This window comes from Ruegeria sp. HKCCD4315 (assembly GCF_013112245.1).
GTDB lineage: Bacteria > Pseudomonadota > Alphaproteobacteria > Rhodobacterales > Rhodobacteraceae > Ruegeria.
Genome location: NZ_WVRN01000001.1, coordinates 783,296 through 807,383 on the forward strand (window position 1 = coordinate 783,296; position 24,088 = coordinate 807,383).

A 24,088-nucleotide genomic window follows, 5' to 3' on the forward strand; every position below is an offset into this window, starting at 1 on the left:
GCGGCCGCTTTCATTCTGCAATGGCTACGTAACGGAAGGTTTTGGACCTGCTATTTGAATTTGTCCAACAGCTTCTGCATGGCAGAGCGGTCATCAACCACTGGTTCTAGTGGTGTATCAGGCTTTGCCTGGCTCTTCGGGGCAGGGGTCTTTGAAGATCGCGGTGGAGCAGTGCGCAGCGCGACCGCATTCATGAATTTGCCACCATCTCCGTTTACCAAATATGCCGCGCCATCTGAAACCCCGCGCAGAACATCATCCAGCCAGTCGGCATCTGCCTTGGAAAAATCGCCCAGAACATAGGGCGAGACCATCTCTTTCCGCCCCGGATGCCCGATCCCCAACCGCACGCGGTCATAAGCCGGGCTGATATGATCATGGATCGAGCGCAGGCCATTATGCCCGGCATGGCCGCCACCCGCTTTCACGCGGACTTTGCCGGGGGCGAGGTCCAGCTCGTCGTGAAAGATGGTCACATCGGTTGAACCCAGTTTGTAGAACCGCATCGCTTCTCCTACCGACTGACCCGACCGGTTCATGAAGGTCTGCGGTTTGATCAGCAGAACTTTTTCATCGCCCAAGCGCCCCTCGGCGATTTCGGCCTGGAATTTGGATTTCCATGGGCCAAAGCCGTGATCCTCGGCGATCCGTTCCACGGCCATGAAGCCAATATTGTGCCGGTTGCGGGCGTATTTCGACCCCGGGTTCCCCAATCCGACAAACAGTTTCATAATCTCATCCTTGTGCGAAGCAGGTGGTTGATGGCACGGAATGCCACCTGTTTCCAGCCCGAGCGGCAAAAGAAAACGGGGCCCGACAGGGCCCCGTTTCCAAAATCCGAACTCTTTAAGTTCGAGCTTATTCTTCTTCCGCATCCTGACCGACGATTTCAACCTCGTCAGCTGCCACTTCTTCACCTTCTTCGTCGTCGCTTGTGGACAGACCTGTTGGTGCCGAAATGTTAGCAATCACGAAGTCACGGTCGATGGTAGGTTTGGTGCCTGCGGGCAGGTCAACCGACGAAATGGTGACAACGTCGTTGATGTTCAGACCGGTCACATCAACGGTGATCTTCTCAGGGATATCACCTGCGGTGCAGACCAGTTCGACTTCCGGACGGACAACTGTCAGAACGCCGCCCTTCTTGATGCCGGGCGCTTCGTCTTCGTTGATGAACTCAACGGGGATAAACAGCGCGATCTTGGTGGTCCGACGCAGGCGCATCAGGTCCAGGTGGGTCGGCAGGTCTTTGACGATGTCACGCTGGACATCGCGGCAGATGACGCGGACGTCTTCGTGGCCGTCAACTTTCAGGTTCCACAGTGTCGATTTGAAGCGGCCCGCTTTCAGGCGCTTGAACAACTCGTTGAACGGAATCTGAATCGGCAGCGGCTCTTTATCGCCACCAAAAACAATGCCCGGAACCATGCCTTCGCGGCGTGCCTGACGAGCGGCGCCCTTGCCTGTCCCCATCCGTTCCAGAGCTACGAGATCAGGAATCTCTCCAGCCATGATAATTCTCCAATGTTAGGGCGGGCATCCTCCAAGGCTGTATGCCCGCGTGAAGCCGCGTCCTTAGCTTGATTCATTGAGTTTGGAAAGAGGTTTTTAGCCGTTTTCCTTTTTGCGAGGCTCTGCCTCGCGCTCCGAGGTATTTATAGCCAGATGAAGCAAGGATCCTCTGTTCATCTAGCTATTAATATCTCGGGGGAGGCGCCCATCGGGCGACCGGGGGCAGAGCCCCCCATTAACAACCGGTTCAGTCTTGCCAGCGACCGCCAAAATCTTCGGGCACAAGAAGGTTATGGCGGCCAAGATCGGTCACTTTACGCTCACCGCAAAGTGCCATTGTGGTGTCCAGTTCTTTTTGGATTACTTCCAGCGCTGTGGTTACGCCCTTTTGCCCCATGGCCCCAAGACCATACACAAAAGCGCGCCCAATGTAGGTGCCTTTCGCGCCCAAGGCCAATGCCTTTAAAACGTCCTGCCCGGATCTGATGCCGCTGTCCAAATGCACTTCGATATCTCCACCGACAGCATCCATGATTTCAGGTAGCATGCGGATCGAACTCAGGGCACCGTCCAGTTGACGCCCCCCGTGGTTGGACACAACAATGGCGTCTGCGCCTAGCTTGGCAGCGATCTTGGCGTCTTCGGCATCCAGTATCCCTTTCAGGATGACCTTGCCGCCCCATTGTTCCATCAGTTTTTCGACTTTGGCCCAATCCAGGCTGGGATCGAACTGCTCGGCGGTCCAGGCACCTAACGACGAAGCGTCTGAGATGCCTTCTACATGCCCTACGATGTTGCCGAATTCGCGTCTTTGCGCGCGCAGCATTTGGACACCCCAAGTCCATTTGGTCATCAGGTTGGCGATGGTTTTTGCCGTCAGTTTCGGAGGGGCAGAAAGGCCATTTTTCAGGTCCTTGTGGCGTTGCCCAAGAATTTGCAGATCCAGAGTGATTACCAGCGCTGAACATTTGGCGTCTTTGGCGCGCTGGATCAGTCGATTGACGTAATCCGTATCCTTCATCGTATAAAGCTGGAACCAGAATGGCTTGTTGGTGTGTTCTGCCACGTCCTCGATCGAGTTGATCGACATGGTGGACAGGGTGAAAGGTACGCCGAATTCCTCGGCCGCTTTGGCCGCTTTCATTTCGCCATCCGCGTGTTGCATCCCTGTCAGCCCGACCGGAGCCAGTGCGACCGGCATCGAAACATCCTCGCCAATCATCTGCGAGGCTGTCGAACGCCCGGACATATCAACCGCTACCCGTTGGCGCAGACGGATTTCTTCAAAATCGCTGCTGTTTTCGCGAAACGTCTGTTCCGTCCAACTGCCGCTTTCGGCGTAGTCATAGAACATCCGTGGTACACGACGTTCATATATGCGCCTGAGGTCTTCGATATTGGTAATCACGGGCATGGCTGAGGACCTCCGGCTTTTCTGGTTAATTTTCCTTACCAATCCCTTCCAAAGCCTGCAATGGATTGACCACGTGACCGGCCGTCAAAAAAACCGCCGCAGAGCTTTCTACGGCGGTTTTTTGGTTGTTGTAATGCGCTCTTTAAATCAGACGCTATGCGCCCCATCTGACAGAGATTTAACAAAATCCAGCACTTCGGCTACCGGTTTGCCTGCGCCGATCTGGCTCACGATCGCCGATCCGACAACGGCACCGTCGGACACTGATGCGATATTGCGGGACTTCTCGGGCGTGTTGATGCCAAAACCCACGATCACCGGCAAATCTGTCGCGGCTTTGATGCGAGCGACTTCGGGGCCAACATCCGTTGCCTGAGCTTCGGCCGCGCCGGTGATCCCGGTGATCGAGACGTAATACACGAAACCGGATGTGTTCTGCAGAACGCGCGGCAGACGCTTGTCGTCAGTGGTCGGAGTTGCCAGACGGATGAAATTCAGACCCGCCGCCTGAGCGGGCAGGCACAGTTCTTCGTCTTCTTCCGGCGGCAGGTCCACAACGATCAAACCGTCAATCCCGGCTTCTTTTGCATCGGCCAGAAATGCGTCTACACCCCGGCTGTAAATTGGGTTGTAATACCCCATCAGGACAATCGGAGTCGTATCGTCCATTTCCCGGAATGTGCGGGCCAGATCCAATGTGCGTTGCAACGTCATGCCGCCATCCAAAGCGCGTTGACCCGCTGCCTGAATTGTCGGCCCATCGGCCATCGGGTCGGTAAACGGCAGGCCCAGTTCGATGACGTCAACGCCTGCGCCCGGCAGACCTTTGACCACTTCAAGTGAAGTATCATAGTCGGGGTCTCCGGCCATGACATAGGCAACAAAAGCCTTCTTTCCTTCGGCTTTCAGGGCGGCAAACTTTGCGTCGATACGGGTCATCGGATGTCCTTGCACTCGGGTTTGGACCCGTGTGCAGAAAGTTTGCCCGAAAATCAATCCCGCCATGGCAGGAATAGATCAGAAGCCAAGATGATAGCGCAGCAGCACCGCGTTTACGCCAGGGTTATCGTCGTTTGTGCTGGCGTTGGATTTATGTGTGATCGCGAACGACACACTGTTTCCGTTGTCCAGTGCATAGCCCAGGCCAAGGAGACTGCGGATCTGAAAGTCACCCCCCAAGTCGTTCAGATCAATACTTGGGTTAAAATACCCTGGCATGACGCTGCCTTCCACAAACCAGCGTTCGTTCAGCGCATACAGTCCGACCACCCCCAGGCCGATGTGAAAATCGCCATTCTCATGTAGAGACAATGCCGTTCCCCAACCCACGCTGAACCGGGTCGCCTCGTGAAACGGCTTATGGTGGTATTCAAGGGAGAAAAGCGCTTGGTCCTCGGATGCATTGTCAGAGAAGTCTGCATATCCAGCGCCAAATATGACTTGTTGGGCTTGGGCTGTCGCATATGTGGAAACTGTCAACGCGGTCGCAAGTAAAAGCTGTTTCATTTTATTTTGCCAGTGAATTCTCGTCGTTCAATGCTAGTTGGTTATCGTAGGGGCATTTTTTCAATTCAGCCAAGAACACGTTTTTGGAACGTTTTTGTGATGTGACGATTTGGACTCAGCCGTGGCAAGTCCAGCAATGGCTTGCGCATTGAGGCTGACCTGCATAGAAGCTGCGTTCGTATTCTATGCAGGAGGCCGTGATGGGCTTTAAAATGGGAATCGTGGGTCTGCCGAATGTGGGCAAATCGACCCTGTTCAACGCGTTGACCAAAACCGCAGCCGCGCAGGCGGCGAACTTCCCGTTTTGCACCATCGAGCCAAACGTGGGCGACGTGGCCGTGCCGGATGACCGTCTGGACAAGCTGGCCGCGATTGCTGCGTCGAAACAGATTATTCCAACGCGGATGACGTTCGTGGATATTGCCGGCCTGGTCAAAGGTGCCTCAAAGGGTGAGGGTCTGGGTAACCAGTTTCTGGCCAACATTCGTGAAACCGACGCCATTGCACATGTGCTGCGCTGTTTCGAAGACGGCGACGTGACCCACGTGGATGGCCGCGTCGATCCCGTTGCGGACGCCGACACCATCGAGACAGAGCTGATGCTGGCCGATCTGGAAAGCATCGAAAAGCGCCGCGCCAATCTGGTGCGCAAGCTGAAGGGCAATGACAAAGAAGCACAGCAGCAGGATCGCCTGTTGGCCGAGGCACAGGCTATGCTGGAAAACGGCAAGCCTGCGCGATTGGTCGAAGTGAGCGACGAAGACGCCAAGGCATGGAAGATGCTGCAACTGCTGACCACCAAACCGGTGCTTTATGTCTGCAATGTATCCGAGGAAGAGGCGGCTGAGGGCAACGAGTATTCAGCGAAAGTGGCCGAGATGGCTGCCGCGCAGGGTAATTCTCACGTCATCATCAGCGCCAAGATCGAAGAAGAGATCAGCCTGTTGGAAGAAGACGAAGCCCAGATGTTCCTTGAGGAAATGGGGTTGGAAGAACCCGGCCTCGACCGCCTGATCCGCGCGGGCTACGACCTGCTGAAGCTGGAAACCTATTTCACCGTCGGCCCGAAAGAGGCCCGCGCTTGGACCATCCGCACCGGCACCGCCGCGCCACAAGCGGCTGGTGTCATCCATGGTGATTTCGAAAAGGGTTTCATCCGCGCCGAGACCATCGCCTTTGACGACTACATCGCCGCCAATGGTGAGCAAGGTGCCAAAGAAGCGGGAAAGATGCGGGCCGAGGGCAAGGGCTACATCGTCAAGGATGGCGATGTGATGCATTTTTTGTTTAACACTTAAGCCGCGGCACCTTCTTTGCTTCAATTCTGGGATGTCATTGCGCGAGCACCCGAGCCATGACCGCTTTGAGCCCTAAGCCACATAGCATGCGCTCTTTCGGCTCAGAGCGAATTCCCGTCGTACAGTTCCTCAGGCAATCTCATGGCATCAAGTTCATCGACGCAACCGAGGTTTACGCGATAGTGCCCAGGGTTCAGTCGTGTCTCGACAAATGCGTGGATGCCACAACGGCTGCAAAAGTGATGTCGCGCTGTCATTGTGCCAAACTGGTAAGTCGCGAGGACACCTTCTGGATCACAAATCTCAATATCGTTGGGCGCAATTGTAGTTGTTGTCATCGCGATCCCTTTGCGTGCGCACAAAGAGCAGTCGCATCGCATGATGCGTTTCACCTCAGGGCACACGAAGGCGAATGCAATAGCTCCGCAGTGGCAGCTTCCTTCGTATTTTTTCATTTGTGAGACCAACCCTCTTCACGTCGTTTAATGACGCTACTTGAATTAGGTCGCCTAGCTTGGATTCTTCACGACGCCTGAATGTCGGTTTTGTCCCGCTTCTCTGACATTCAGATACCATCTCGGGGAGTTTGCCTGCTCGTGTTTTGCTTGCGTACTCGTATTGGGCAGAGATTCTAGTCAGATCACGCGTTTCTACGCATTGAAAACCTCGCTAGAGTAATTTCTTAGCATGCCGTTCGAGAATATCCTAAATGATCGAAATCCGCGACCTCCAACTCCTCAGCGCCTTGGCGCGGCATCGCCACTTTGCCAAAGCGGCCGAGGAATGCGGGATTTCGCAGCCTGCCTTCTCGATGCGTATCCGCAACCTTGAGGACCGGCTGGGCGTCTCAATCGTCCGTCGCGCCAACCGGTTTCAGGGCCTAACCGAAGAGGGCGAGATGATCGTCCAGCGGGCGCGGCGTATTCTTGATGATACCAAAGCGCTGGAACAGCAGGTGCTGGCCGCCAAAGGTGAGATCACCGGTACGCTGATCCTTGGCGTGATCCCCACCGCGATCGCCTTCACCGGTCGCCTGATCAAACGGCTGCGCGACGCGCATCCTCGCATCGTAACGCGGATCGAGACCATGTCCGCTACGGCAATTCAGCACCGCCTGGACGAGGGCAGTCTGGATGCAGGCATCACCTATGGCGACAGTATCGGCACCGATCTGCGGCAGGTGCAGCCTCTGTACGAAGAAACCTATGTCCTGCTGATTCCGTCACATATGACCGACGAGACCGGCCCGATCCCTTGGGCGCAGGTGGCAGAATTCCCGCTCAGCCTGCTGGAGCCGCAGATGCAGAACCGGAGAATTCTGGACCGGATATTCGCCGAACAGGGACTTCATCCAGACGTTGTGGCCGAAACCAGCGGGTTCACGGCCTCGATGGTGATGGCGCGTGAGGGGCTGGCGGCCACCGTTGTCCCCCGCGTTCTGGTGCGCGCGCTGGGCGATTTGAGGGGGACCAAGGTGCTGCCCTTGGTCGATCCCATTGTCAGCAAACCGATTTGTCTGGCGACCCTCAACCGTGATCCGGAACTGCCGACGGTTCAGGCTTTACGTGCTGTGGTGACGTCTTTGCGGTGATAAGCTGTCGTTATCGTGCGATAGCGACAAGAGATTTGACGATATGCTATTCTGATGAGACACGGAGCCTCAATCGGAGGGCATCATGGCACCATTAGATACCAAGCCATCAGGCGCACCCAAGGGCGTCTGGAAGTCAGGTAAAGGCAAGGGGCGGCACACGCCTAAAGGCCGTCAATTCACGGATGAGGCGCAGGCTGAAATTCATCGCCTGTTGGGTGACCGCCCGCGCCGCCGTGACCTGTTGATCGAATTTCTGCATTTGATTCAGGACGCACACGGCCATATCAGCGCCGATCACATCGCTGCGCTGGCTGTTGAGATGCGTGTCGGACAGGCTGAGATCTATGAGACCGCCACCTTCTATGCTCATTTCGATGTGGTGAAAGAGGACGAGACGCCTCCGCCCGCGCTGACGATCCGGGTCTGTGATTCCCTGTCTTGTGAAATGGCTGGTGCCCAGCAGCTGCAGAAAGCTCTGGAAGACGGCTTGGATCCGGCTGAGGTCCGCGTTGTTCGTGCGCCGTGCATGGGCCGTTGTGATACCGCTCCGGTGTTGGAGATCGGTCACAACCATATCGATCATGCGACACCCGAAAAGGTACAGGCTGCGATTGCAGCGGGCGACACCCACGCCCATCTGCCCGATTATGAAGCCTTCGCCGCCTATGAAGCCAATGGCGGTTACGCCAAGCTAAAAGAGCTGCGCGACGGCGGTGATTGGGAAAAGGTGCAAGAAGACGTGCTGTCCTCGGGCCTGCGTGGTCTGGGTGGCGCCGGTTTCCCGTCGGGTAAGAAATGGGGCTTTGTTCGCATGAACGAAGGTCCACGCTATCTGGCCGTAAACGGAGATGAGGGCGAGCCGGGCACGTTCAAGGACCGTTACTATCTGGAACGCACTCCGCATGTCTTCCTTGAGGGCATGTTGATCGCCGCATGGGCGGTGGAGGCTGAAACCTGCTTTATCTACATGCGCGATGAATATCCGGCAGTGCTGGAGATTCTGCGCCGTGAAATTGCTGCCTTGGAACAGGCGGGTATTGTCGACAAAGGTTACATCGACCTGCGCCGGGGTGCTGGTGCTTACATCTGCGGTGAGGAATCCGCGATGATCGAGTCGATTGAAGGCAAGAAGGGCCTGCCGCGTCACCGTCCTCCGTTCGTGGCGCAAGTTGGTGTCTTTAACCGCCCGACCTTGGTGCACAATGTCGAAACACTGTATTGGGTCACCAAAGTGTGCCGTGAAGGGCCGGAATGCCTAAACAGCACCGAAAAGAATGGCCGCACCGGCCTACGAAGCTATTCGGTCTCGGGCCGGGTGGCAAAGCCTGGTGTGTACCTGCTGCCCGCAGGATCGACCATTCTTGATGTGATTGATGCCGCCGGCGGCATGGCCGAAGGCCATGTGTTCAAGGCGTATCAACCGGGCGGGCCGTCGTCAGGTCTTCTCCCTTCCAGCATCGACGACGTCCCGCTCGACTTTGACACTTTGCAACCACTGGGCACCTTCATCGGCTCCGCTGCGGTTGTGGTTCTGTCAAATCAGGACACCGCTCGCGACGCTGCGCTGAACATGCTGCGGTTCTTCGAAGATGAAAGCTGCGGTCAGTGTACGCCTTGCCGCGCAGGCTGCGAAAAAGCGGTGAAGCTGATGCAGGCCGATAAATGGGATACCGAACTGTTGGAAGATCTGTGTCAGGTCATGGGTGATGCCTCGATCTGCGGTCTGGGGCAGGCGGCCCCAAACCCGATCCGCCTGGTCATGAAACATTTCGCTGACGAAATCTGAGGGAGACAGAGCCATGCTTGACGCAAGCCCAACCAAGACCGTCACCTTCAACCTGAACGGCGATGACGTCACTGTGCCCGAGGGCACCACGATCTGGGAAGCGGCCAATGGCCGTGGACTGGTGATCCCCCACCTGTGCCACAAACCGGCACCCGGCTACAAACCAGACGGCAACTGCCGCGCGTGCATGGTCGAAGTCGAAGGCGAGCGCACTCTGGTCGCCTCATGCATTCGTCCGGCGGCCGAAGGGATGGTCGTTAAGACCGACACCGACCGCGCCGAGAAATCTCGTGCCATGGTCCTGGAACTGCTGGTGGCCGACCAGCCCGAGCAACCGCATGATGCCTCAAGCCATTTCTGGGACATGGCCAAGCTGAACGATGTCAGCGACAGCCGATTTCCTGCAAAAGAGGCCGAGAAAATCCCTCTGCTGGATGACAGCCACGTTGCGATGCGTGTCAATCTGGACGCCTGCATCAACTGCAACCTTTGCGTCCGTGCCTGCCGTGACGTGCAGGTGAATGACGTGATCGGCATGGCTGGTCGCGGCCACACCGCGCAGGTGGTGTTCGACCAGAACGACCCAATGGGCGCATCAACTTGCGTGGCCTGTGGTGAATGTGTTCAGGCTTGCCCGACCGGTGCGCTGATGCCCGCCACCGTGCTGGATGATCAGCAACTGGGCGACAGCAAGGACTACGATTCCGAGACCGAAAGCGTCTGCCCGTTCTGCGGTGTGGGCTGTAAAGTCTCGCTGAAGGTCAAAGACGGCAAGGTCAAATATGTCGAGGGCATCAACGGCCCCGCTAACGAAGGCCGTCTGTGTGTCAAAGGCCGCTTTGGCTTTGACTACATCCACCACCCGCACCGCCTGACCAAGCCGTTGATCCGGCGCGAAGATGCCCCTGAAAAGGGTCTGAACGTCGATCCTTCGGACCTGTCGACTCATTTCCGCGAAGCAACGTGGGAAGAGGCGATGGATCTGGCCGCCACCAAGCTAAAAGCCTTGCGCGACGAAGACCCGCGCAGCGTTGCGGGTTTTGGCTCGGCCAAGTGTACCAACGAAGAAGCCTATCTGTTCCAGAAGTTCATCCGTCAGGGATTCAAGCACAACAACGTCGACCACTGCACCCGTTTGTGCCACGCGTCGTCCGTTGCAGCGTTGATCGAGAACGTGGGATCGGGCGCTGTGACCGCGACCTTCAACGAGATCGAAAACGCGGATGTGGCAATCATCATCGGGGCCAACCCGATTGAAAACCACCCCGTTGCTGCGACCTACTTCAAGCAATTCACCAAACGCGGCGGCAAACTGATTGTGATGGATCCGCGCGGCGTCGGGATGCGCAAATTCGCGGATGAGATGCTGCAATTCCGCCCGGGTGCTGATGTCTCGATGCTCAACGCGATCATGAACGTGATTGTCGAAGAGGAACTCTACGACAGCCAGTACATCCACCGCTGGACCGAGAACTGGGAGGCCGAGAAAGAACATCTGCGCCAGTTCACGCCCGAGGCGATGGCACCGATCTGTGGCATCGAACCAGATCAGTTGCGCCGCGTGGCCCGCACATTTGCGCAGGCCAAGGCCGGTCTGATCTTCTGGGGCATGGGCGTCAGCCAGCATATCCACGGCACCGACAACTCGCGCTGCCTGATCAGCCTGGCGCTGATGACAGGAAACGTCGGTAAACCCGGCGCGGGTCTGCACCCTCTGCGTGGCCAGAACAACGTTCAAGGTGCCTCGGATGCGGGTCTGATCCCGATGTTCCTGCCGGACTACAAGACCGTCACGGATGAAAACATCCGGGCTCAGTTCACCGATGTCTGGGGTTCGGACGATTTCTCGAACGAGAAGGGCCTGACCGTTACCGAGATCATTGATCAGATCTATGCGCGCAACATCAAGGGTATGTACATTCTGGGCGAAAACCCGGCCATGTCCGACCCGGATGTAAACCACGCCCGTGATGCTTTGGCCAAGCTGGATCTGATGATCGTGCAGGACATTTTCCTGACTGAAACGGCGAACTATGCCGACATCATCCTGCCTGCCTCGGCGCTCTATGAAAAGAACGGCACGGTGTCGAACACCAACCGCCAGGTACAGCGTGTACGCCCGGCCGTGGCACCTCCGGGTGAGGCGCGCGAGGATTGGGCAATTACGGTTGAGTTGGCGCAGCGCATCGGTCTGAACTGGGAGTACACCGATGTATCTCAGGTCTTTGCCGAGATGAAGCTGACCATGGAGTCGCTGGACAACATCACGTGGGAACGTCTGGAAACCGAGACGATCACTTACCCGTCGCTCAGCGAGACCGACCCGGGCCAGTCCATCGTGTTCGGCGACGGCTTCCCGCGGGCCGACGGCAAGGCCAAGTTTACTCCGGCCAGCATCATCCCACCGGATGAGGCCCCGGATGAAGAGTACCCGATGATCGCCACAACAGGTCGCCAGTTGGAGCATTGGCACACAGGTTCAATGACCCGCCGCGCCACTGTTCTGGATGCCGTAGAGCCGGAAGCGAACTGCTCGATGAACCCGCGCACGCTCAAGCTGATGGGGATCGAACCGGGCGAGATGATCCGCTTGACCACCCGTCGCGGTTCCATCGAGATCATGGTGCGTGCCGACCGGGCGATCGCCGAAGACATGGTGTTCATCCCGTTTGCCTATGTCGAGGCGGCTGCGAACATGCTGACCAATTCGGCCATCGACCCCTATGGCAAGATCCCCGAGTTCAAGTTCTCGGCGATAAAGGTCGAAAAGATCGAAGACGCCATCGCAGCGGAATAACCTCTGCGCCAGTCACTCTTTCGAATTGGCGGTCTTAATGGACCGCCTTTTTCGCGTCTTGACAGCAGCTTACGCGCGGCCAACCCTGTGCCAACGATCACAAACGGAGAATGCTATGGCGCGGCGTTTTGTGGACCTGTCCGTCCCGCTGGAAACCGGCATTGTATCGGACCCGCCGATCATGCTGCCCGAGATCGAATACCTGACCCATGACCAAACTGCCGAGCAGGTCATGTCCTTTTTTCCCGGTCTTGCCAAAGAAGACCTGCCGGGTGGCGAGGGCTGGGCGCTGGAACGTTTGCAAATCGCGACCCACAACGGCACCCACCTGGACGCGCCCTACCACCACCATTCCACAATGAACAAAGGCGAGCGGGCTATCACCATTGATGAGGTTCCTTTGGAATGGTGCATGAACCCCGGTGTTAAACTGGATTTCCGTCATTTCGAGGATGGCTATGTGGTCACCGCAGCAGACGTAGAAGCCGAGCTGAAGCGGATCGGTCATACGCTGAACCCGTTGGATATCGTGGTGGTCAACACCTCGGCAGGGACGCAGTACGGTCAACCCGACTATCTGATGAAGGGGTGCGGTATGGGCCGTGAGGCGACTTTGTACCTGACAGAACGCGGGGTGCGGGTGACCGGAACAGATGCCTGGAGTTGGGATGCGCCCTTTCCGCTGACCGCGCAGGAATATGCGGAGACCAAAGACCCCTCGATCATCTGGGAAGGGCACCGTGCCTCGATGGAGATCGGGTATTGCCACATGGAAAAGCTGACCAATCTGGAAACGCTTCCACCGACAGGGTTTGAGATTTCCTGTTTTCCCTTCAAGATCAAAGGTGCGTCGGCCGGGTTCATCCGCGCCGTTGCGATCTTTGAAGATCCGGACGAGTGAGGACTATTGCCATGCTACAGGAAACACAGCCCTTAGGTGGCCATGATGGTCCGTACGATGCGCCTGTTGAAATTCACGAGTTTGCGCTGCATCCAGACTGGATCGACTACAACGGGCATATGAACGTGGGCTATTACGGCGTCGCGTTCGATATGGCTTTTGAACGGTTGCTTGTCGATCATCTTGGCCTTGGCGAGCCTCAGGTCCAGGCGTTGGGGCAGGGGCCGTACGTCCTGCAATCCCACATGCAGTTTCTGCGCGAAGTGACCGACGACATGACGATCTATTTCCAGTTTCGATTGTTGGATGCAGATCACAAACGGGGGCACTATTTCGGTCAAATGATCTCGGCCCCCGACCAGACTGTATGCGCCACGCAAGAAGTGCTGTTCATGAATGTCAGCCACAGAACAGGTCGGTCCGAACCCTATCCGGATTGGGCGGTCACTCGGTTGGCACGGATGGTGTCGGATCACGCGTCTTTGCCACCCACGCCCCAGATTGGGCAGCCGATTGGTATTCGCCGCAAATGACGCTTTAATAGTCGCGTTCGAAAAACACCCCGATGCCAGTTTCGCCGCGGCCATCAACCGTGCCCTTGACCGTGAAATTGTCTGTCACATCCAGGTTCAGGTTCACCTCGGTATCGCCTTCCGTATTGACCGTGAAGTCGGTGTACAGGTTTTCACCCAGATAGGCGCCAGCCCCCAACCGGCCCGCGCCACTTTCCGAAGCGCCGACGTCGATTGTATCCACGCCGGTGGATTCCCGCAGCCCCTTGGTGACATCACCACCCGCGCCGCTGAGTTGGGCCAGCGAGGCGGCCATCTGCGCAATCAGGAATGGTGAAATCTCCGAGAACCGATTCCCGAACAGCAGCATCGCAAGCGCTTCTTCGGCCGGGCGTTCGGGGTCAGAGAACACGTTGACCTCGGGCGAATCCAAAGGCCCCGCAATTTCGATTGTGGCAGTTCCGTCCGACGTACTGGCCGAAGACTCAAACTCGATATAAGGCGTCAGGTCGCCTTGGAGGGTAACGATGCCTTTCGTCAGGGCCAACCGGCGGCCCAGAATGTCGAAATTGCCTCGGATTAGTTCGATCTGGCCGGACGGAACAACGGCAGTGGTGGTGCCGCCGATGAAGATCCGGCCACCCAACTCTGCGTTTACGCCCCGTCCTCGGACGAACACGGCCTTGGGGGCCAGCAGGCTGATGTCCAGCGCAATTCTGGAATTGCTTTGGCTGGCCTCTTCTGTAACAACCAGCCCCGCGCGTTCTCGGGTGACAAAGGCCGGGCGGCTTTCATTGACATGTTCAATCTCGGGGATCGGTGCCGCCCCGACCGCGCCGGAAGCGGCCGCGAGATTGATATTGGTTTCATCGAATGTGATTTGCCCGGCAATCGAACTGTCTCCGGCCAGCGCCCCGGTCATTGCGATCTGGCCATTCAAGGTAGTCTCATAGAGCAGCTGATCCGTCAGCACGAGGCTGTTCAACGCTGTCGTAATCTGTGCGTTGAAAGGCGGTGTAAGGTCAACAGGTCCGGTAACGGTAAAGCCGCCGCCGGCGCGCACTCCACCACTGAGGTTGATGGTTGCACGACTTTGCGCCAGATCGATCTGGCCGCTGATACCGGTGATCGTTTGGCCTGCACCGGGAATGGCAAGAGATGTGCCAGAGGTCGTGACAGATCCGCTGAGCGACGCCAGTGCAGGTGCCCCTTTCAGGGCCAGATTGAAACGTGCCGACCCGTCGATCTTGTTGGGTGTAATAAAGATATTTGCTATCCCAAGGTTGACGCCGCCTTGCGCCTTAAGATCGGCTTCAGTGCTGGTTTCATCGAAGGTTCCTGCAACAGTGCTGGTGATGTCGGCAGGCCCTTCTGCTTTGGCGTCGATGGTCCAAAGCCCATTGTCCCGCTTTGCATTGCCCGTCGCTGCGATGGTGCCCGGGAAATCAGGGACGAACCGCTCAATGCGGTTGAATTTTGCGTCGAAGTCCAAGTCGGCTGAGCCGTTCGTATCCACTGAGCCCGCGACTTTGGCATAAGAGCTGTCCGGTCCTTGCAGATTGGCTGTGCCTTCAAAGCCTGTGCTTGTGGGCGCGACGTTTCCATCCAGTTTCAATGGCCCTGTCAGAGTGTCAGACAGTCGGCCCAAGTCGTCCAGCGCAGCAGTAAAGCTCAACCCCCCGGCATCCCGATCGAGTTTCCCAGACGCCTCAGCCGACAGGGCGGTTCCCTTCAACCGGAAACCGCGGATATCAAGCCCTTCATCGCCATTTTGCGCGTCCACGGTCAGGGTGGTGCGCCCTTGGATCAGTTTGTCGACAGCGTCGATTCCAGTCTGGATGTCGTTCGCATCCAGTTTGCCTTTCACATCAAAGCTTTTGCTTCCTAACGCACCTTTGCCCGAAACATCGGTTTTGATTGACCCGGCAAGGTCGCGTTTGGCAAGGCCCGAGAACAGAGACAGATCGGGGATGTTCAGGCTGGCTTCGCCATCCACAGCCAGCGCACTTGTCGGATCGTCGATTGTGGCTGCCGCTTGTGCCGTAACGGCGGTTCCGTTCACCTTGGCGTCGCGGATCACGATTTGATCCTGGCTGAGCGCACCGTCAAAGGTGATCTCGGTCCGACCCGAAACCAGGGGGTCGATTTCAGACATGCCGGTTTTGATGTCCCGGCTCGTCACGCTGGCGGTCCCATCGAATTCCAGCGTCTGAACCGCGCCCTTACCGTTGAGCTGTGCTTGTAAGGCACCGCCAAGCTCGCGATTTGCAAGGCCCGAGAAGATAGAGAGGTCCTGAGCATTGACCGTGGCCTGCCCGTCGATGGTCAGATTGCCACCGGGCGTGGTAACTGTGCCGTCAGCCTGTGCACGCAGGGTGTCCCCGATCAGTGTGAAATCCCGGATCGTTACGCCATCTGCACCCCGCTTGACGTCTACAGTGATTGTGGTGTTGCCGCGAATGACCGGGTCGATGTCGTCGCGTCCGGTGGACAGGTCATTTCCTTCGACCTCTAGCTTGCCGTCAAAGCTGCCTTCCAGCGGAGAGCCTTGCCCCACAAGCCGTGCAGACACCTGGCCCCCAAGATCCATCTTTGCCAGATCCGAAAACCGCGACAAGTCCGTCGCCTGCAACGTGGCCGTGCCATCTACGGCCAGACCTGTGGACAGGCCGCTGATCACCGCGTCCAGCCCCAGTTCGTAATCAGAACCAACCAGCTCCACGCCGGACAGATTGACCGTTTGATCACTGCCATAGGCGAACACACCATCCAGCGTGACGCGCTCGCCCACGGCTGCGTTCAGCGCATCGTCAGCCAGGTCGATCCCGTCCAGAGCAGCCTGAAGATCGCCATCCAGTTGCAGGGCCGTCCCTTGTTCCAGCGTTCCCTGCCCCGAGATTTGCGCACGTTGCAAATCGATCTGTGGCGTCTTTATTCCGTTGGCGGTGAGGCTCAGGTCCCACAGATTGCCGTTTTTCTCGTCAAACAAAGCCGAAATCTGTGCCGCTTCGATGGACGTGTCGCCGCCCGAAACCGGCAATACCACGTTTTGCCCGTCCGGCGGTGTGATCCGCCCTTGCAAGGCGGCCAGTTGCAGTTGCCCACCGGCGGCCAGTTGCAGCTCACCCTTGAGGTTCAGCGCTTGAGAGGTCAGCTCAAGATCACTGATGGTCAGCGCGCCATCTGCTTCGGTTCGCCCGTCCACAAACAACTGTGTCTTGGTGCCAAAGAACGTATCCATGTTTTCGGCTACAAAGGGCGTCAGATCCCCACCGAGATCGGCTGTAAAGGCGATGCCCTCGTCGGCGCTTGCCGCTGCGGTCGGGGCCGAACGCAGGCGCACCTGCCCGGTCACGCGTGGTTGGCCATCACTGCTGAGGCCAATATCCGCCGTGAAATCGCTCACCGGCCCGGACCCTTTTGCGGTCAGCCCAATGGGTGGGCTATCCGGGATTTTAAGAGCCGTTGATATCAGGCCGCCCGCCGCCTCGGTCACCTGAAGATCAAGATCGATTTGACTGTCAGAGTTCTGAAACCCAGCGCTCAGCTTGATTTCATCCCCGGCGCGGTCCAGGCGTGTGATGTCGAGATTTGTATCCAGCGTGCCATCCGCCAGTGACAGGTTTCCGTTCACTGCCAACTCTGCCGCAACGCCGATCAGTGGCTCGCCCAAAGACAGTTCGCTGATGCTGATTTCACCGATTTCGATGGAAACAGGAAGTTCGGGCAGTTGAAAGGCTTGCGTTTCAGCTGCGGGGGGCGGCGTATCTTTGGTGGTGGTGCCCGGGGTGCGGGCGATGTCAATTTCCTGTGCGGTCAGGGCGTTGACAGAAAACCGGCCACGGATCAGCGCCAGGCGGTTCCAGTCCAGCACTGCATCCTTAATGGTCAGCCAGATCCCTTCATCGTCGGCAACCGTAATCTCGGCGATGGTGGCCCGTGAGCTCAGCGCGCCTTGAAGGCCCGTAACGGTCACGTTCTGATCGTCACCTGACAGCGTATCCTGCAGGAACCGCTCGATCATGCTGCCGCCTTCGTCCTCCTGCGCTTGCCCAGCCGTTGGAGCAAGCAGCAGAGTGCCGATCAGCAGAGGGTATGAAAGAAACCGTCTCAAAACGCCTGTCCGATCCCGATGTAAAACTGCAGGCCGTCGCCGGTGGGACCACTCACCGGATAGGCGAGATCAAATCGTAAAGGTCCAAATCCGCCCAGATCGTATCTTACACCAATCCCAGCTCCAGCGTGATCTTCCGCACCACTGCCAATGAACGAAGACGTATCGACAACACCGTAGTCATAAAACCCGACCAGTGACAGGCTATCGGTGACCTTGCCGCGAATTTCACCTGACAAGCCGATAAACGACTTGCCGCCTGCGATGCCGGTTCCAACCGGAATGCCAAGGCTTTCATAGGGTTGCCCGCGAACGGTTCCCGCACCGCCCGAGAAGAAAAGGAAGTCAGGCGTGACGCCATCGGCAGGGGGACCAATTACGGAACCCAGCTGCGCGCGCCCGGCCAAAACGATCCGACCCCCTGTCCCCAAGCTGGTATAAGCCCGACCATCAAAAAACAGGCGGATGCCCGTGTCGGTACCGGAAATACCAACAAAGGGCATGACTTGTGAATCAAGATAAAAGCCCCGTGTGGCGCTGACTTTACTGTCGCGTTCGTCCCATTCCGAGCGGAACGGCACGATGAAATACCTGAACTTGCGACCGCTTCCATACGCATCATCAGCATCCGACCACTGAAAACCGGCAGAGGCTTCGGCATAGAGGTTGTCCGAGAAGGTGCGACGCGCACCGTAGGCCAGCGACGCAACCGACACGTTGTAGTTTTCAGTGTTGCGCCGTTCCAGTAGCGCGCTCCAGAATGTGTTGTCGTCCGGGCCGAGGCGATCCGGTTGATCCAGGCGCAAGCCGATCCGGCCGTCGATGTTCTCGGCCCCGCCGATGTTGCGTATCGCGGCTTCAAAGCGTAAGCGCTCGGCACGTTTGAACATATTGCGATGGGCCCAGGTCGCTGTCACGTCAACACCATCGCGCGAGGCAAGCTCAACACCAAAGGTTATGCGACGTTTGGGCAGGTCTTCGAAAGTTGCATCAAAGTCTAACGTGCCATCTGGATTTGGTGTCTCACGCTCTTGCAGTGAAACGACGTTGAACGTGCCGGTGCGGCGCAGACGTGTTCCGACCTTTTGAATCTTTTCAGGCGAATACACCTCTCCACTTGGAAACCCAGCGATCTTTTCGATGGATCTGTGGCGCACATCCGTGTCGCCCTGGATGAACATTTTACCGAATGTCAGCCTGCGCCCCGGTTCCAGCGTGACCTGAGCGTCCAACTGCGCCTGAGAATGCCGTGCGATGACTTTCTGCCCCGCGACCCCAGCCTTGGCATGGCCTGCATCCCGCCACCCTTGCACGCCAGCTGAAGTGGCCTGTTGAATAGCGCCGGTTGTTGCCAGTTTGCCGGTTGCGAACTCTTCCGGCAGAACGGTGTCAGGCGCCAACGGCTGTACAGTGGCGGTGCCGAATTTAAAGCTGGGCCCGGTTTCAACGTTAATCACCGCCCGGTCGATCTTTGCCGGAACGGTCAGCGAACTCATTTCCGCGGCTTCCTGGCCGTCCAGTTTGATGCTGACTACCGGGCTGAAATACCCCTCGTCATACAGGATCTGCACAATCGTGCGGTAATCCGACAATGCGGCGGACAGGATTTCAAGCGGGGTATCCAGGCCGCGCTCTTCGGCGGTGGTGACGGATGACGTCTCTTTCAGGCGCTCCACCAGTTCTTTGGACGCACCCGGTGCGGTCAGAGAGGTTTCCAATGCCAGTGACACGTTTGGAGCCAACGCCACAACAGCGACACTCAGCCAGCGCCTCAGACGGCCTTGCGGCTTGCTCCCTTGCATGAATTGCCCCAAATGTCCCAGTTCCAAATATCATACACCGCGTTTGCCACGGTCCTTTGCATTCAGGTTAGAGCATCTGAATGCGATCTGGGAAAGAGATTATGCGCCTGACGCGAAAATTTAGGGTAAATTGCGTTTGTGCTACAGTCCGGCGTTGCGCACCCATCTGATGATGGCTTGGCGGTCTTCAGGTTCCATATAGGTTACGTTTGCCGGAGGCATCGCATGCGTCACACCAGCCTGCAGATAGATTTGCTGCGCGTTTCGGGCAATATCGGCCTCGGTTTCCAATAGCACACCTTTCGGGGCCCAAAGAATGCCCTCCCAGACCGGCTCGCGCGCGTGACACATTGAACAACGCCCAAGAACAATGTCATGGGCGTCTTCGAACCCGTCCGCATCAGCAAATTTCTGTTCATAAGGTGTTAGCGGCTGTGCCTCTGCCTCTTCCAGCGGCTGGTACATGGGGGCTGTCGATAGCCACATGATGGCAATGAACAGCAGTGCGGTGGCCAGCCACGTCCAGGTGGGATTACCGGCGCGGGCATGGCGGGTGTTGAAATAGTGCCGGATGGTCACGCCCATCAGGAAAACCAGCGCTGCGATGATCCAGTTGTATTCCGTCGCAAAAGCCAGCGGGTAATGGTTGGACAGCATCAGGAACAGGACGGGCAATGTCAGGTAGTTGTTGTGGGTTGAGCGCAGCTTGGCGATCTTGCCGTATTTCGGATCCGGTGTGCGCCCGTTTTTCAGATCATCCACCACAATGCGTTGATTGGGCATGATGATGAAGAACACGTTTGCCGTCATGATCGTGGCAGTGAACGCGCCCAGATGAAGCATCATCGCACGCCCGGTGAAGATCTGGTTGTACCCCCAACCCATGGCCACTAACAAAACGAACAGCAAAACCATCAGCAAAGTGGGGCGTTCCCCAAGCCCTGATTTGCACAGAAAATCATAGACAAGCCATCCAACCGTCAGCGAGGCGGCCGAGATCAGAATGCCTTGCCAAAGGGCCAGATCAGCCTTTTCCACATCGATCAGATACAGCTCTCCACCGACCCAATAAACGATCATCAGCAGCGCGGCACCGCTGAGCCATGTCGAATAACTTTCCCATTTGAACCAGGTCAGGTGATCCGGCATCCGTTCGGGGGCCACCAGATACTTTTGGATATGGTAGAAGCCGCCGCCATGCACCTGCCATTCCTCGCCATCCGCCGGACCCGGAATGTTGCGGTTCAGACCCAGGTCGAGCGCGATGAAGTAAAATGAGGATCCGATCCAGGCCATGGCGGTGATAACGTGCAACCAGCGCACGGCAAACGCCATCCAGTCCCAGAACACGGCAAAGTCGTACATTTCAGAGGTCTCCGATTGGTTGCCACCACACTAGGCAAACAGGCTTTTCTTCGGTATTCCCGTATATTGTCAAACTGTATCAAAAAAAACGAAAAGATGTCCTATCTCGATAACATCCGCACCTTTGTCAGGGTCTACGATCTGGGCAGCATGTCCGCCGCGGGGCGAGACCTGCGAATTTCTCCGGCTGTGACTTCAGCGCGGATTTCTCAGCTTGAGGATCACTTAGGCGTACGCCTTTTTCAGCGCACGACCCGCAATCTGTCTCCGACCGAGCAAGGCAAAGCGTTTTATCCCGGAGCTGTCGCGGTTCTGGATGCGGTGGATGATGCCGAGGCTAAGGTGACCCATCTGACCGAAGCCCCACGTGGATCATTGTTTGCGGCGGCGCCGCTGGGGGTGGGTCGCCGTCTGCTGGCACCGCATGTTCCTGATTTTCTGGCTGCGTACCCAGAAGTAGACGTGCGCTTGCGCCTGACGGACCGGTCTGTCGACCTGACAACCGAAGGGCTGGATCTGGCGTTCTTTATCGGCCAACCCGAAGACAGCACCCTGCGCATCCGTAAGATCGCAGACTGTCAGCGGGTGCTTTGTGCCGCCCCCGACTATGTGTTGCGGCGCGGAATGCCATCAAGCGGGGCTGATCTGGTCGCCGACAAACATGAATGCCTGAACCTGCGCTTTCCGGGGGCGGCTGAGTTTCAATGGATGCTGGAAACCCCCGAGGGACCGAAACGTTTTGCGGTGTCGGGTCGGTTTGAATGTGATGACGGAGACGTGTTGACGGATTGGGCTTTGTCAGGGCAAGGGATTGCAATGAAACCCGTTTTTGAGGTCGCCGAACACCTCAAATCCGGGCGTCTTGTTCCGGTTGCAACCGCAACACCACCGGTTCCCGTGCAGATGGCATGTCTTTACACGCACCGGCGACATCAAGACCCGAAGGCGCGTTTGTTCATGGATTTCATGATCGAACGGATCGGAAAAATCGTCCGCAGTGCCGAGCTACCCGCTTAAGCCCCCCGGCTCTCAGTCAGCTTCCGCGATAGGTCGAATAGCCGTAGGGCGAAAGCAGAAGCGGGACATGGTAATGCGCCTCTGCATCGGACATGCCGAACCGGATGGGTACCTGATCCAGAAACAAGGGATCGTCTCCGTCCTGACCTGTTGCACGCAGGTAGTCGCCTGCAAAGAAAATCAGTTCGTAAGTGCCTGTTTTAAACGCGTCCTGCGGCAATATTGGGCTGTCGGTTCGGCCATCCGCGTTGGTTACCATCTCAACTAGTTTGCGATGAGAGTTGCCGGAAACGCGGTAAAGCGCGATTTTCAGCCCCTCAGCAGGGCAGCCACGTGCGGTATCCAGAACATGGGTTGTCAAATAGCCTGCCACCGGTCTCTCCTATCATGTGCCTTTTGATTTTTGACAGTCTGGCGCAAAGTTCGAAACAGTTGAAATGCCGAAAGAACCGGAAACAGCGTTCGGATTGATTTGATAATCAAAGGCTGTGTTCTGGGGTAAGTCTGTTGGAAACAGAAATAGAAATGGACCATACCATGCAGCCGCCGCGTTACCCCCGGGACATGATCGGATACGGAGCACACCCTCCGCAGGCGAAGTGGCCGGGCGGGGCCAAGTTGGCTGTGCAGATCGTGCTGAATTATGAGGAAGGCGGCGAAAACTGCGTGCTGCACGGCGATGACGCGTCCGAGGCGTTTTTGTCCGAGATCGTGGGGGCCGCGCAATGGCCGGGTCAGCGGCATTGGAATATGGAATCGATCTATGAATACGGCGCGCGCGCCGGTTTCTGGCGTTTGCATCGGCTGATGAAGGATCTTCCGATCACGGTTTATGGCGTGGCCACATCTCTGGCGCGTTCGCCCGATCAAGTGGCGGCGATGAAATCCGCTGGTTGGGAAATTGCCAGCCACGGCCTCAAATGGGTCGAACACAAAGATATGACCCCAGACGAAGAACGTGCACAAATAGCCGAGGCCATACGTCTGCACACAGAAGTTGTCGGTGAACGCCCGCGCGGCTGGTACACGGGGCGCTGTTCCGAAAACACAGTGCGTCTGGTCGCGGAAGAGGGCGGGTTTGCCTATGTTGCAGACACCTATGCGGACGACCTTCCCTATTGGATGCAGACCGGAGGGCGGGATCAGTTGATCGTGCCTTACACGCTGGATTGCAACGACATGCGTTTTGCCACCCCGCAGGGGTTCAATTCGGGTGATCAGTTCTTCGCGTACCTGAAAGACAGTTTTGACGCACTGTACGCTGAGGGTGAGGCGGGCGTTCCCAAGATGCTCTCGATCGGTTTGCATTGCCGCCTGATTGGCCGACCGGGGCGTGTGATGGCGCTGAAACGGTTCTTGGACTATGCACGGGGATTTGCCGATGTCTGGTTCACAACGCGATTGCAAATCGCGCAACACTGGGCAACCACCCATCCGCCGGTGCATCGCGTGCGTCCGTCACAGATGGACCGCACCGCGTTTGTCGAGGCATTTGGCGGTATTTTTGAGCATTCGGCCTGGATTGCTGAACGCGCCTTTGATCTGGAGCTGGGCCCGGCACATGACACTGCTGGTGGGCTGCACAACGCGTTGACGCGCATGTTCCGTTCGGCTTCAGAAGACGAGCGTTTGGGCGTTCTGACCGCACATCCGGATTTGGCGGGTAAGCTGGCGCAGGCCAAACGGCTGACACAGGAAAGCACGTCAGAGCAAGCCTCGGCCGGGTTGGACGCGCTGACCGATGCCGAGCGCGAGACGTTTACTGATCTGAACCAGCGCTACACGCAGACCTTCGGGTTCCCCTTCATAATTGCGGTACGGGACCATAACAAAGCGTCGATCCTCGAAGCCTTCCAGCGACGTATTGAACAGGATCGCACGACGGAATTTGCCGAAGCCTGCCGTCAGGTTGAACGGATCGCCGAGTTCCGGTTGCGGGATGTATTGCCCGCATGACCCGGCAGATCGTGACAGAAATAATCTCGGCAGACGCATTTGCCCCATTTGGAGATTTGATCGAGGCGTCTGGGCCGCCCGACAAGATCATCAACCAGGAACAATGCGGGCGGTTTCATGACCGCGCGCAGTTGGATTTTTCTGATGGCCGGGCTGGGCTGAGCCTGTTCAATGCCAACCCCCGTTCACTGCCCTACACGCTTGAGATGGTCGAGCGCCATCCTGACGGCAGTCAGGCTTTCATTCCCATGACGCATCAGCCTTTTCTGGTGATCGTCGCGACCGACAATGTCGGGGAACCGGGCGTCCCGCGCGCGTTCATAACCAAGCCGGGCCAGATGGTGAATTACCACCGCGGAACGTGGCATGGCGTTCTGACACCTCTGCGTGGCCCGGGTCTGTTTGCGGTGGTGGACAGGATCGGCACCGGCTCAAATCTGGAAGAACACTGGTTCGACACACCCTATGAGGTGGTGCCGAAACCCAATGAAGCCGCGGGATAAGCGGCAATACC

19 protein-coding genes are annotated in these 24,088 nt (G+C 57.4%); 9 read left to right on the forward strand and 10 right to left on the reverse strand.

All coding sequences use genetic code 11. The features are described 5' to 3' along the window. Positions 1-50: 50 nt before the first annotated feature. From pth to GS646_RS03940, 5 genes are all read right to left on the reverse strand, one after another. Positions 51-731: an aminoacyl-tRNA hydrolase gene (gene pth / locus GS646_RS03920; protein ID WP_171187004.1), complete on the reverse strand. Its 681-nt coding sequence runs from the start codon at positions 729-731 to the stop codon at positions 51-53. A gap of 127 nt (positions 732-858) precedes the next feature. Continuing rightward, positions 859-1,512, reverse strand: a complete 654-nt coding sequence (locus tag GS646_RS03925) for a 50S ribosomal protein L25/general stress protein Ctc (protein WP_171187002.1) — start codon at positions 1,510-1,512, stop codon at positions 859-861. 247 nt (positions 1,513-1,759) lie between these two features. Next, the gene (locus GS646_RS03930; RefSeq protein WP_171187000.1) at positions 1,760-2,926 is read right to left on the reverse strand and encodes an alpha-hydroxy acid oxidase; all 1,167 of its coding nucleotides are present in this window, start codon (positions 2,924-2,926) and stop codon (positions 1,760-1,762) included. A gap of 147 nt (positions 2,927-3,073) precedes the next feature. Beyond that, positions 3,074-3,865 carry a tryptophan synthase subunit alpha gene (gene trpA, locus GS646_RS03935; protein ID WP_171186997.1) on the reverse strand — a complete coding sequence of 264 codons (792 nt, stop codon included), beginning with the start codon at positions 3,863-3,865 and terminating at the stop codon, positions 3,074-3,076. Positions 3,866-3,943: 78 nt separating this feature from the next. Continuing rightward, on the reverse strand, positions 3,944-4,432 hold the full coding sequence (locus tag GS646_RS03940; RefSeq protein ID WP_171186995.1) for an acyloxyacyl hydrolase: 489 nt from the start codon (positions 4,430-4,432) through the stop codon (positions 3,944-3,946). A gap of 200 nt (positions 4,433-4,632) precedes the next feature. Here GS646_RS03940 and ychF point away from each other — a divergent pair, with 200 nt between their 5' ends. Then, entirely contained in the window at positions 4,633-5,730 is a 1,098-nt protein-coding gene (gene ychF, locus GS646_RS03945) for a redox-regulated ATPase YchF (RefSeq protein WP_171186993.1), read from the forward strand. A gap of 101 nt (positions 5,731-5,831) precedes the next feature. On the opposite strand, the gene GS646_RS03950 is transcribed toward ychF, so the two are convergent. Then, positions 5,832-6,185: a GFA family protein gene (locus GS646_RS03950; RefSeq protein WP_171186991.1), complete on the reverse strand. Its 354-nt coding sequence runs from the start codon at positions 6,183-6,185 to the stop codon at positions 5,832-5,834. A gap of 254 nt (positions 6,186-6,439) precedes the next feature. Here GS646_RS03950 and GS646_RS03955 point away from each other — a divergent pair, with 254 nt between their 5' ends. The 5 genes from GS646_RS03955 (at position 6,440) to GS646_RS03975 (ending at position 13,341) form a co-directional block, all read left to right on the forward strand. Further along, positions 6,440-7,321: a LysR family transcriptional regulator gene (locus GS646_RS03955; RefSeq protein WP_171186990.1), complete on the forward strand. Its 882-nt coding sequence runs from the start codon at positions 6,440-6,442 to the stop codon at positions 7,319-7,321. 85 nt (positions 7,322-7,406) lie between these two features. Further along, on the forward strand, positions 7,407-9,110 hold the full coding sequence (locus GS646_RS03960) for an NAD(P)H-dependent oxidoreductase subunit E (RefSeq protein WP_171186988.1): 1,704 nt from the start codon (positions 7,407-7,409) through the stop codon (positions 9,108-9,110). 13 nt (positions 9,111-9,123) lie between these two features. Beyond that, positions 9,124-11,907 carry a formate dehydrogenase subunit alpha gene (gene fdhF / locus GS646_RS03965; protein ID WP_171647569.1) on the forward strand — a complete coding sequence of 928 codons (2,784 nt, stop codon included), beginning with the start codon at positions 9,124-9,126 and terminating at the stop codon, positions 11,905-11,907. A 115-nt stretch (positions 11,908-12,022) separates the two neighbouring features. Next, positions 12,023-12,808: a cyclase family protein gene (locus tag GS646_RS03970; protein WP_171186984.1), complete on the forward strand. Its 786-nt coding sequence runs from the start codon at positions 12,023-12,025 to the stop codon at positions 12,806-12,808. A gap of 11 nt (positions 12,809-12,819) precedes the next feature. Beyond that, entirely contained in the window at positions 12,820-13,341 is a 522-nt protein-coding gene (locus tag GS646_RS03975; RefSeq protein ID WP_171647567.1) for a thioesterase family protein, read from the forward strand. A gap of 4 nt (positions 13,342-13,345) precedes the next feature. Here GS646_RS03975 and GS646_RS03980 read toward each other — a convergent pair whose 3' ends face one another. From GS646_RS03980 to GS646_RS03990, 3 genes are all read right to left on the reverse strand, one after another. Beyond that, the gene (locus GS646_RS03980; RefSeq protein ID WP_253746550.1) at positions 13,346-17,434 is read right to left on the reverse strand and encodes a translocation/assembly module TamB domain-containing protein; all 4,089 of its coding nucleotides are present in this window, start codon (positions 17,432-17,434) and stop codon (positions 13,346-13,348) included. Further along, on the reverse strand, positions 17,431-19,236 hold the full coding sequence (locus tag GS646_RS03985) for an autotransporter assembly complex family protein (RefSeq protein ID WP_171647565.1): 1,806 nt from the start codon (positions 19,234-19,236) through the stop codon (positions 17,431-17,433). The genes GS646_RS03980 and GS646_RS03985 overlap by 4 nt, the downstream gene beginning before the upstream one ends. Positions 19,237-19,377: 141 nt before the next feature. Beyond that, positions 19,378-20,601 (reverse strand): urate hydroxylase PuuD, encoded by a 1,224-nt coding sequence (locus GS646_RS03990; RefSeq protein ID WP_171647563.1) that lies wholly within the window; start codon positions 20,599-20,601, stop codon positions 19,378-19,380. Positions 20,602-20,697: 96 nt separating this feature from the next. Between GS646_RS03990 and GS646_RS03995 the strand changes: the two genes are divergently transcribed. Further along, positions 20,698-21,618, forward strand: coding sequence for a LysR family transcriptional regulator (locus tag GS646_RS03995; RefSeq protein ID WP_171186976.1), 921 nt, complete (start codon positions 20,698-20,700; stop codon positions 21,616-21,618). A gap of 16 nt (positions 21,619-21,634) precedes the next feature. Here GS646_RS03995 and uraH read toward each other — a convergent pair whose 3' ends face one another. After that, entirely contained in the window at positions 21,635-21,991 is a 357-nt protein-coding gene (uraH, locus tag GS646_RS04000; protein ID WP_171186974.1) for a hydroxyisourate hydrolase, read from the reverse strand. A gap of 164 nt (positions 21,992-22,155) precedes the next feature. Between uraH and puuE the strand changes: the two genes are divergently transcribed. Together puuE and GS646_RS04010 are read left to right on the forward strand one after the other, a co-directional pair. Then, on the forward strand, positions 22,156-23,574 hold the full coding sequence (puuE, locus tag GS646_RS04005) for an allantoinase PuuE (RefSeq protein ID WP_171187143.1): 1,419 nt from the start codon (positions 22,156-22,158) through the stop codon (positions 23,572-23,574). Continuing rightward, a complete protein-coding gene (locus GS646_RS04010) occupies positions 23,571-24,077 on the forward strand; it encodes an ureidoglycolate lyase (RefSeq protein ID WP_171186972.1) in 507 nt (168 codons plus the stop codon). Before puuE ends, GS646_RS04010 begins: the two co-directional genes overlap by 4 nt. Positions 24,078-24,088: the final 11 nt, after the last annotated feature.

Coding starts and splice junctions, on each gene's coding strand:
- GS646_RS03955 (WP_171186990.1), top strand. CDS start 6,440: ATGATCGAAATCCGCGACCTCCAACTCCTCAGCGCCTTGGCGCGGCAT.
- GS646_RS03925 (WP_171187002.1), bottom strand. CDS start 1,512: ATGGCTGGAGAGATTCCTGATCTCGTAGCTCTGGAACGGATGGGGACA.
- GS646_RS04010 (WP_171186972.1), top strand. CDS start 23,571: ATGACCCGGCAGATCGTGACAGAAATAATCTCGGCAGACGCATTTGCC.
- puuE (WP_171187143.1), top strand. CDS start 22,156: ATGCAGCCGCCGCGTTACCCCCGGGACATGATCGGATACGGAGCACAC.
- GS646_RS03960 (WP_171186988.1), top strand. CDS start 7,407: ATGGCACCATTAGATACCAAGCCATCAGGCGCACCCAAGGGCGTCTGG.
- GS646_RS03950 (WP_171186991.1), bottom strand. CDS start 6,185: ATGAAAAAATACGAAGGAAGCTGCCACTGCGGAGCTATTGCATTCGCC.
- GS646_RS03985 (WP_171647565.1), bottom strand. CDS start 19,236: ATGCAAGGGAGCAAGCCGCAAGGCCGTCTGAGGCGCTGGCTGAGTGTC.
- GS646_RS03990 (WP_171647563.1), bottom strand. CDS start 20,601: ATGTACGACTTTGCCGTGTTCTGGGACTGGATGGCGTTTGCCGTGCGC.
- GS646_RS03995 (WP_171186976.1), top strand. CDS start 20,698: ATGTCCTATCTCGATAACATCCGCACCTTTGTCAGGGTCTACGATCTG.
- ychF (WP_171186993.1), top strand. CDS start 4,633: ATGGGCTTTAAAATGGGAATCGTGGGTCTGCCGAATGTGGGCAAATCG.
- GS646_RS03940 (WP_171186995.1), bottom strand. CDS start 4,432: ATGAAACAGCTTTTACTTGCGACCGCGTTGACAGTTTCCACATATGCG.
- trpA (WP_171186997.1), bottom strand. CDS start 3,865: ATGACCCGTATCGACGCAAAGTTTGCCGCCCTGAAAGCCGAAGGAAAG.
- pth (WP_171187004.1), bottom strand. CDS start 731: ATGAAACTGTTTGTCGGATTGGGGAACCCGGGGTCGAAATACGCCCGC.
- fdhF (WP_171647569.1), top strand. CDS start 9,124: ATGCTTGACGCAAGCCCAACCAAGACCGTCACCTTCAACCTGAACGGC.
- GS646_RS03970 (WP_171186984.1), top strand. CDS start 12,023: ATGGCGCGGCGTTTTGTGGACCTGTCCGTCCCGCTGGAAACCGGCATT.
- GS646_RS03975 (WP_171647567.1), top strand. CDS start 12,820: ATGCTACAGGAAACACAGCCCTTAGGTGGCCATGATGGTCCGTACGAT.
- GS646_RS03930 (WP_171187000.1), bottom strand. CDS start 2,926: ATGCCCGTGATTACCAATATCGAAGACCTCAGGCGCATATATGAACGT.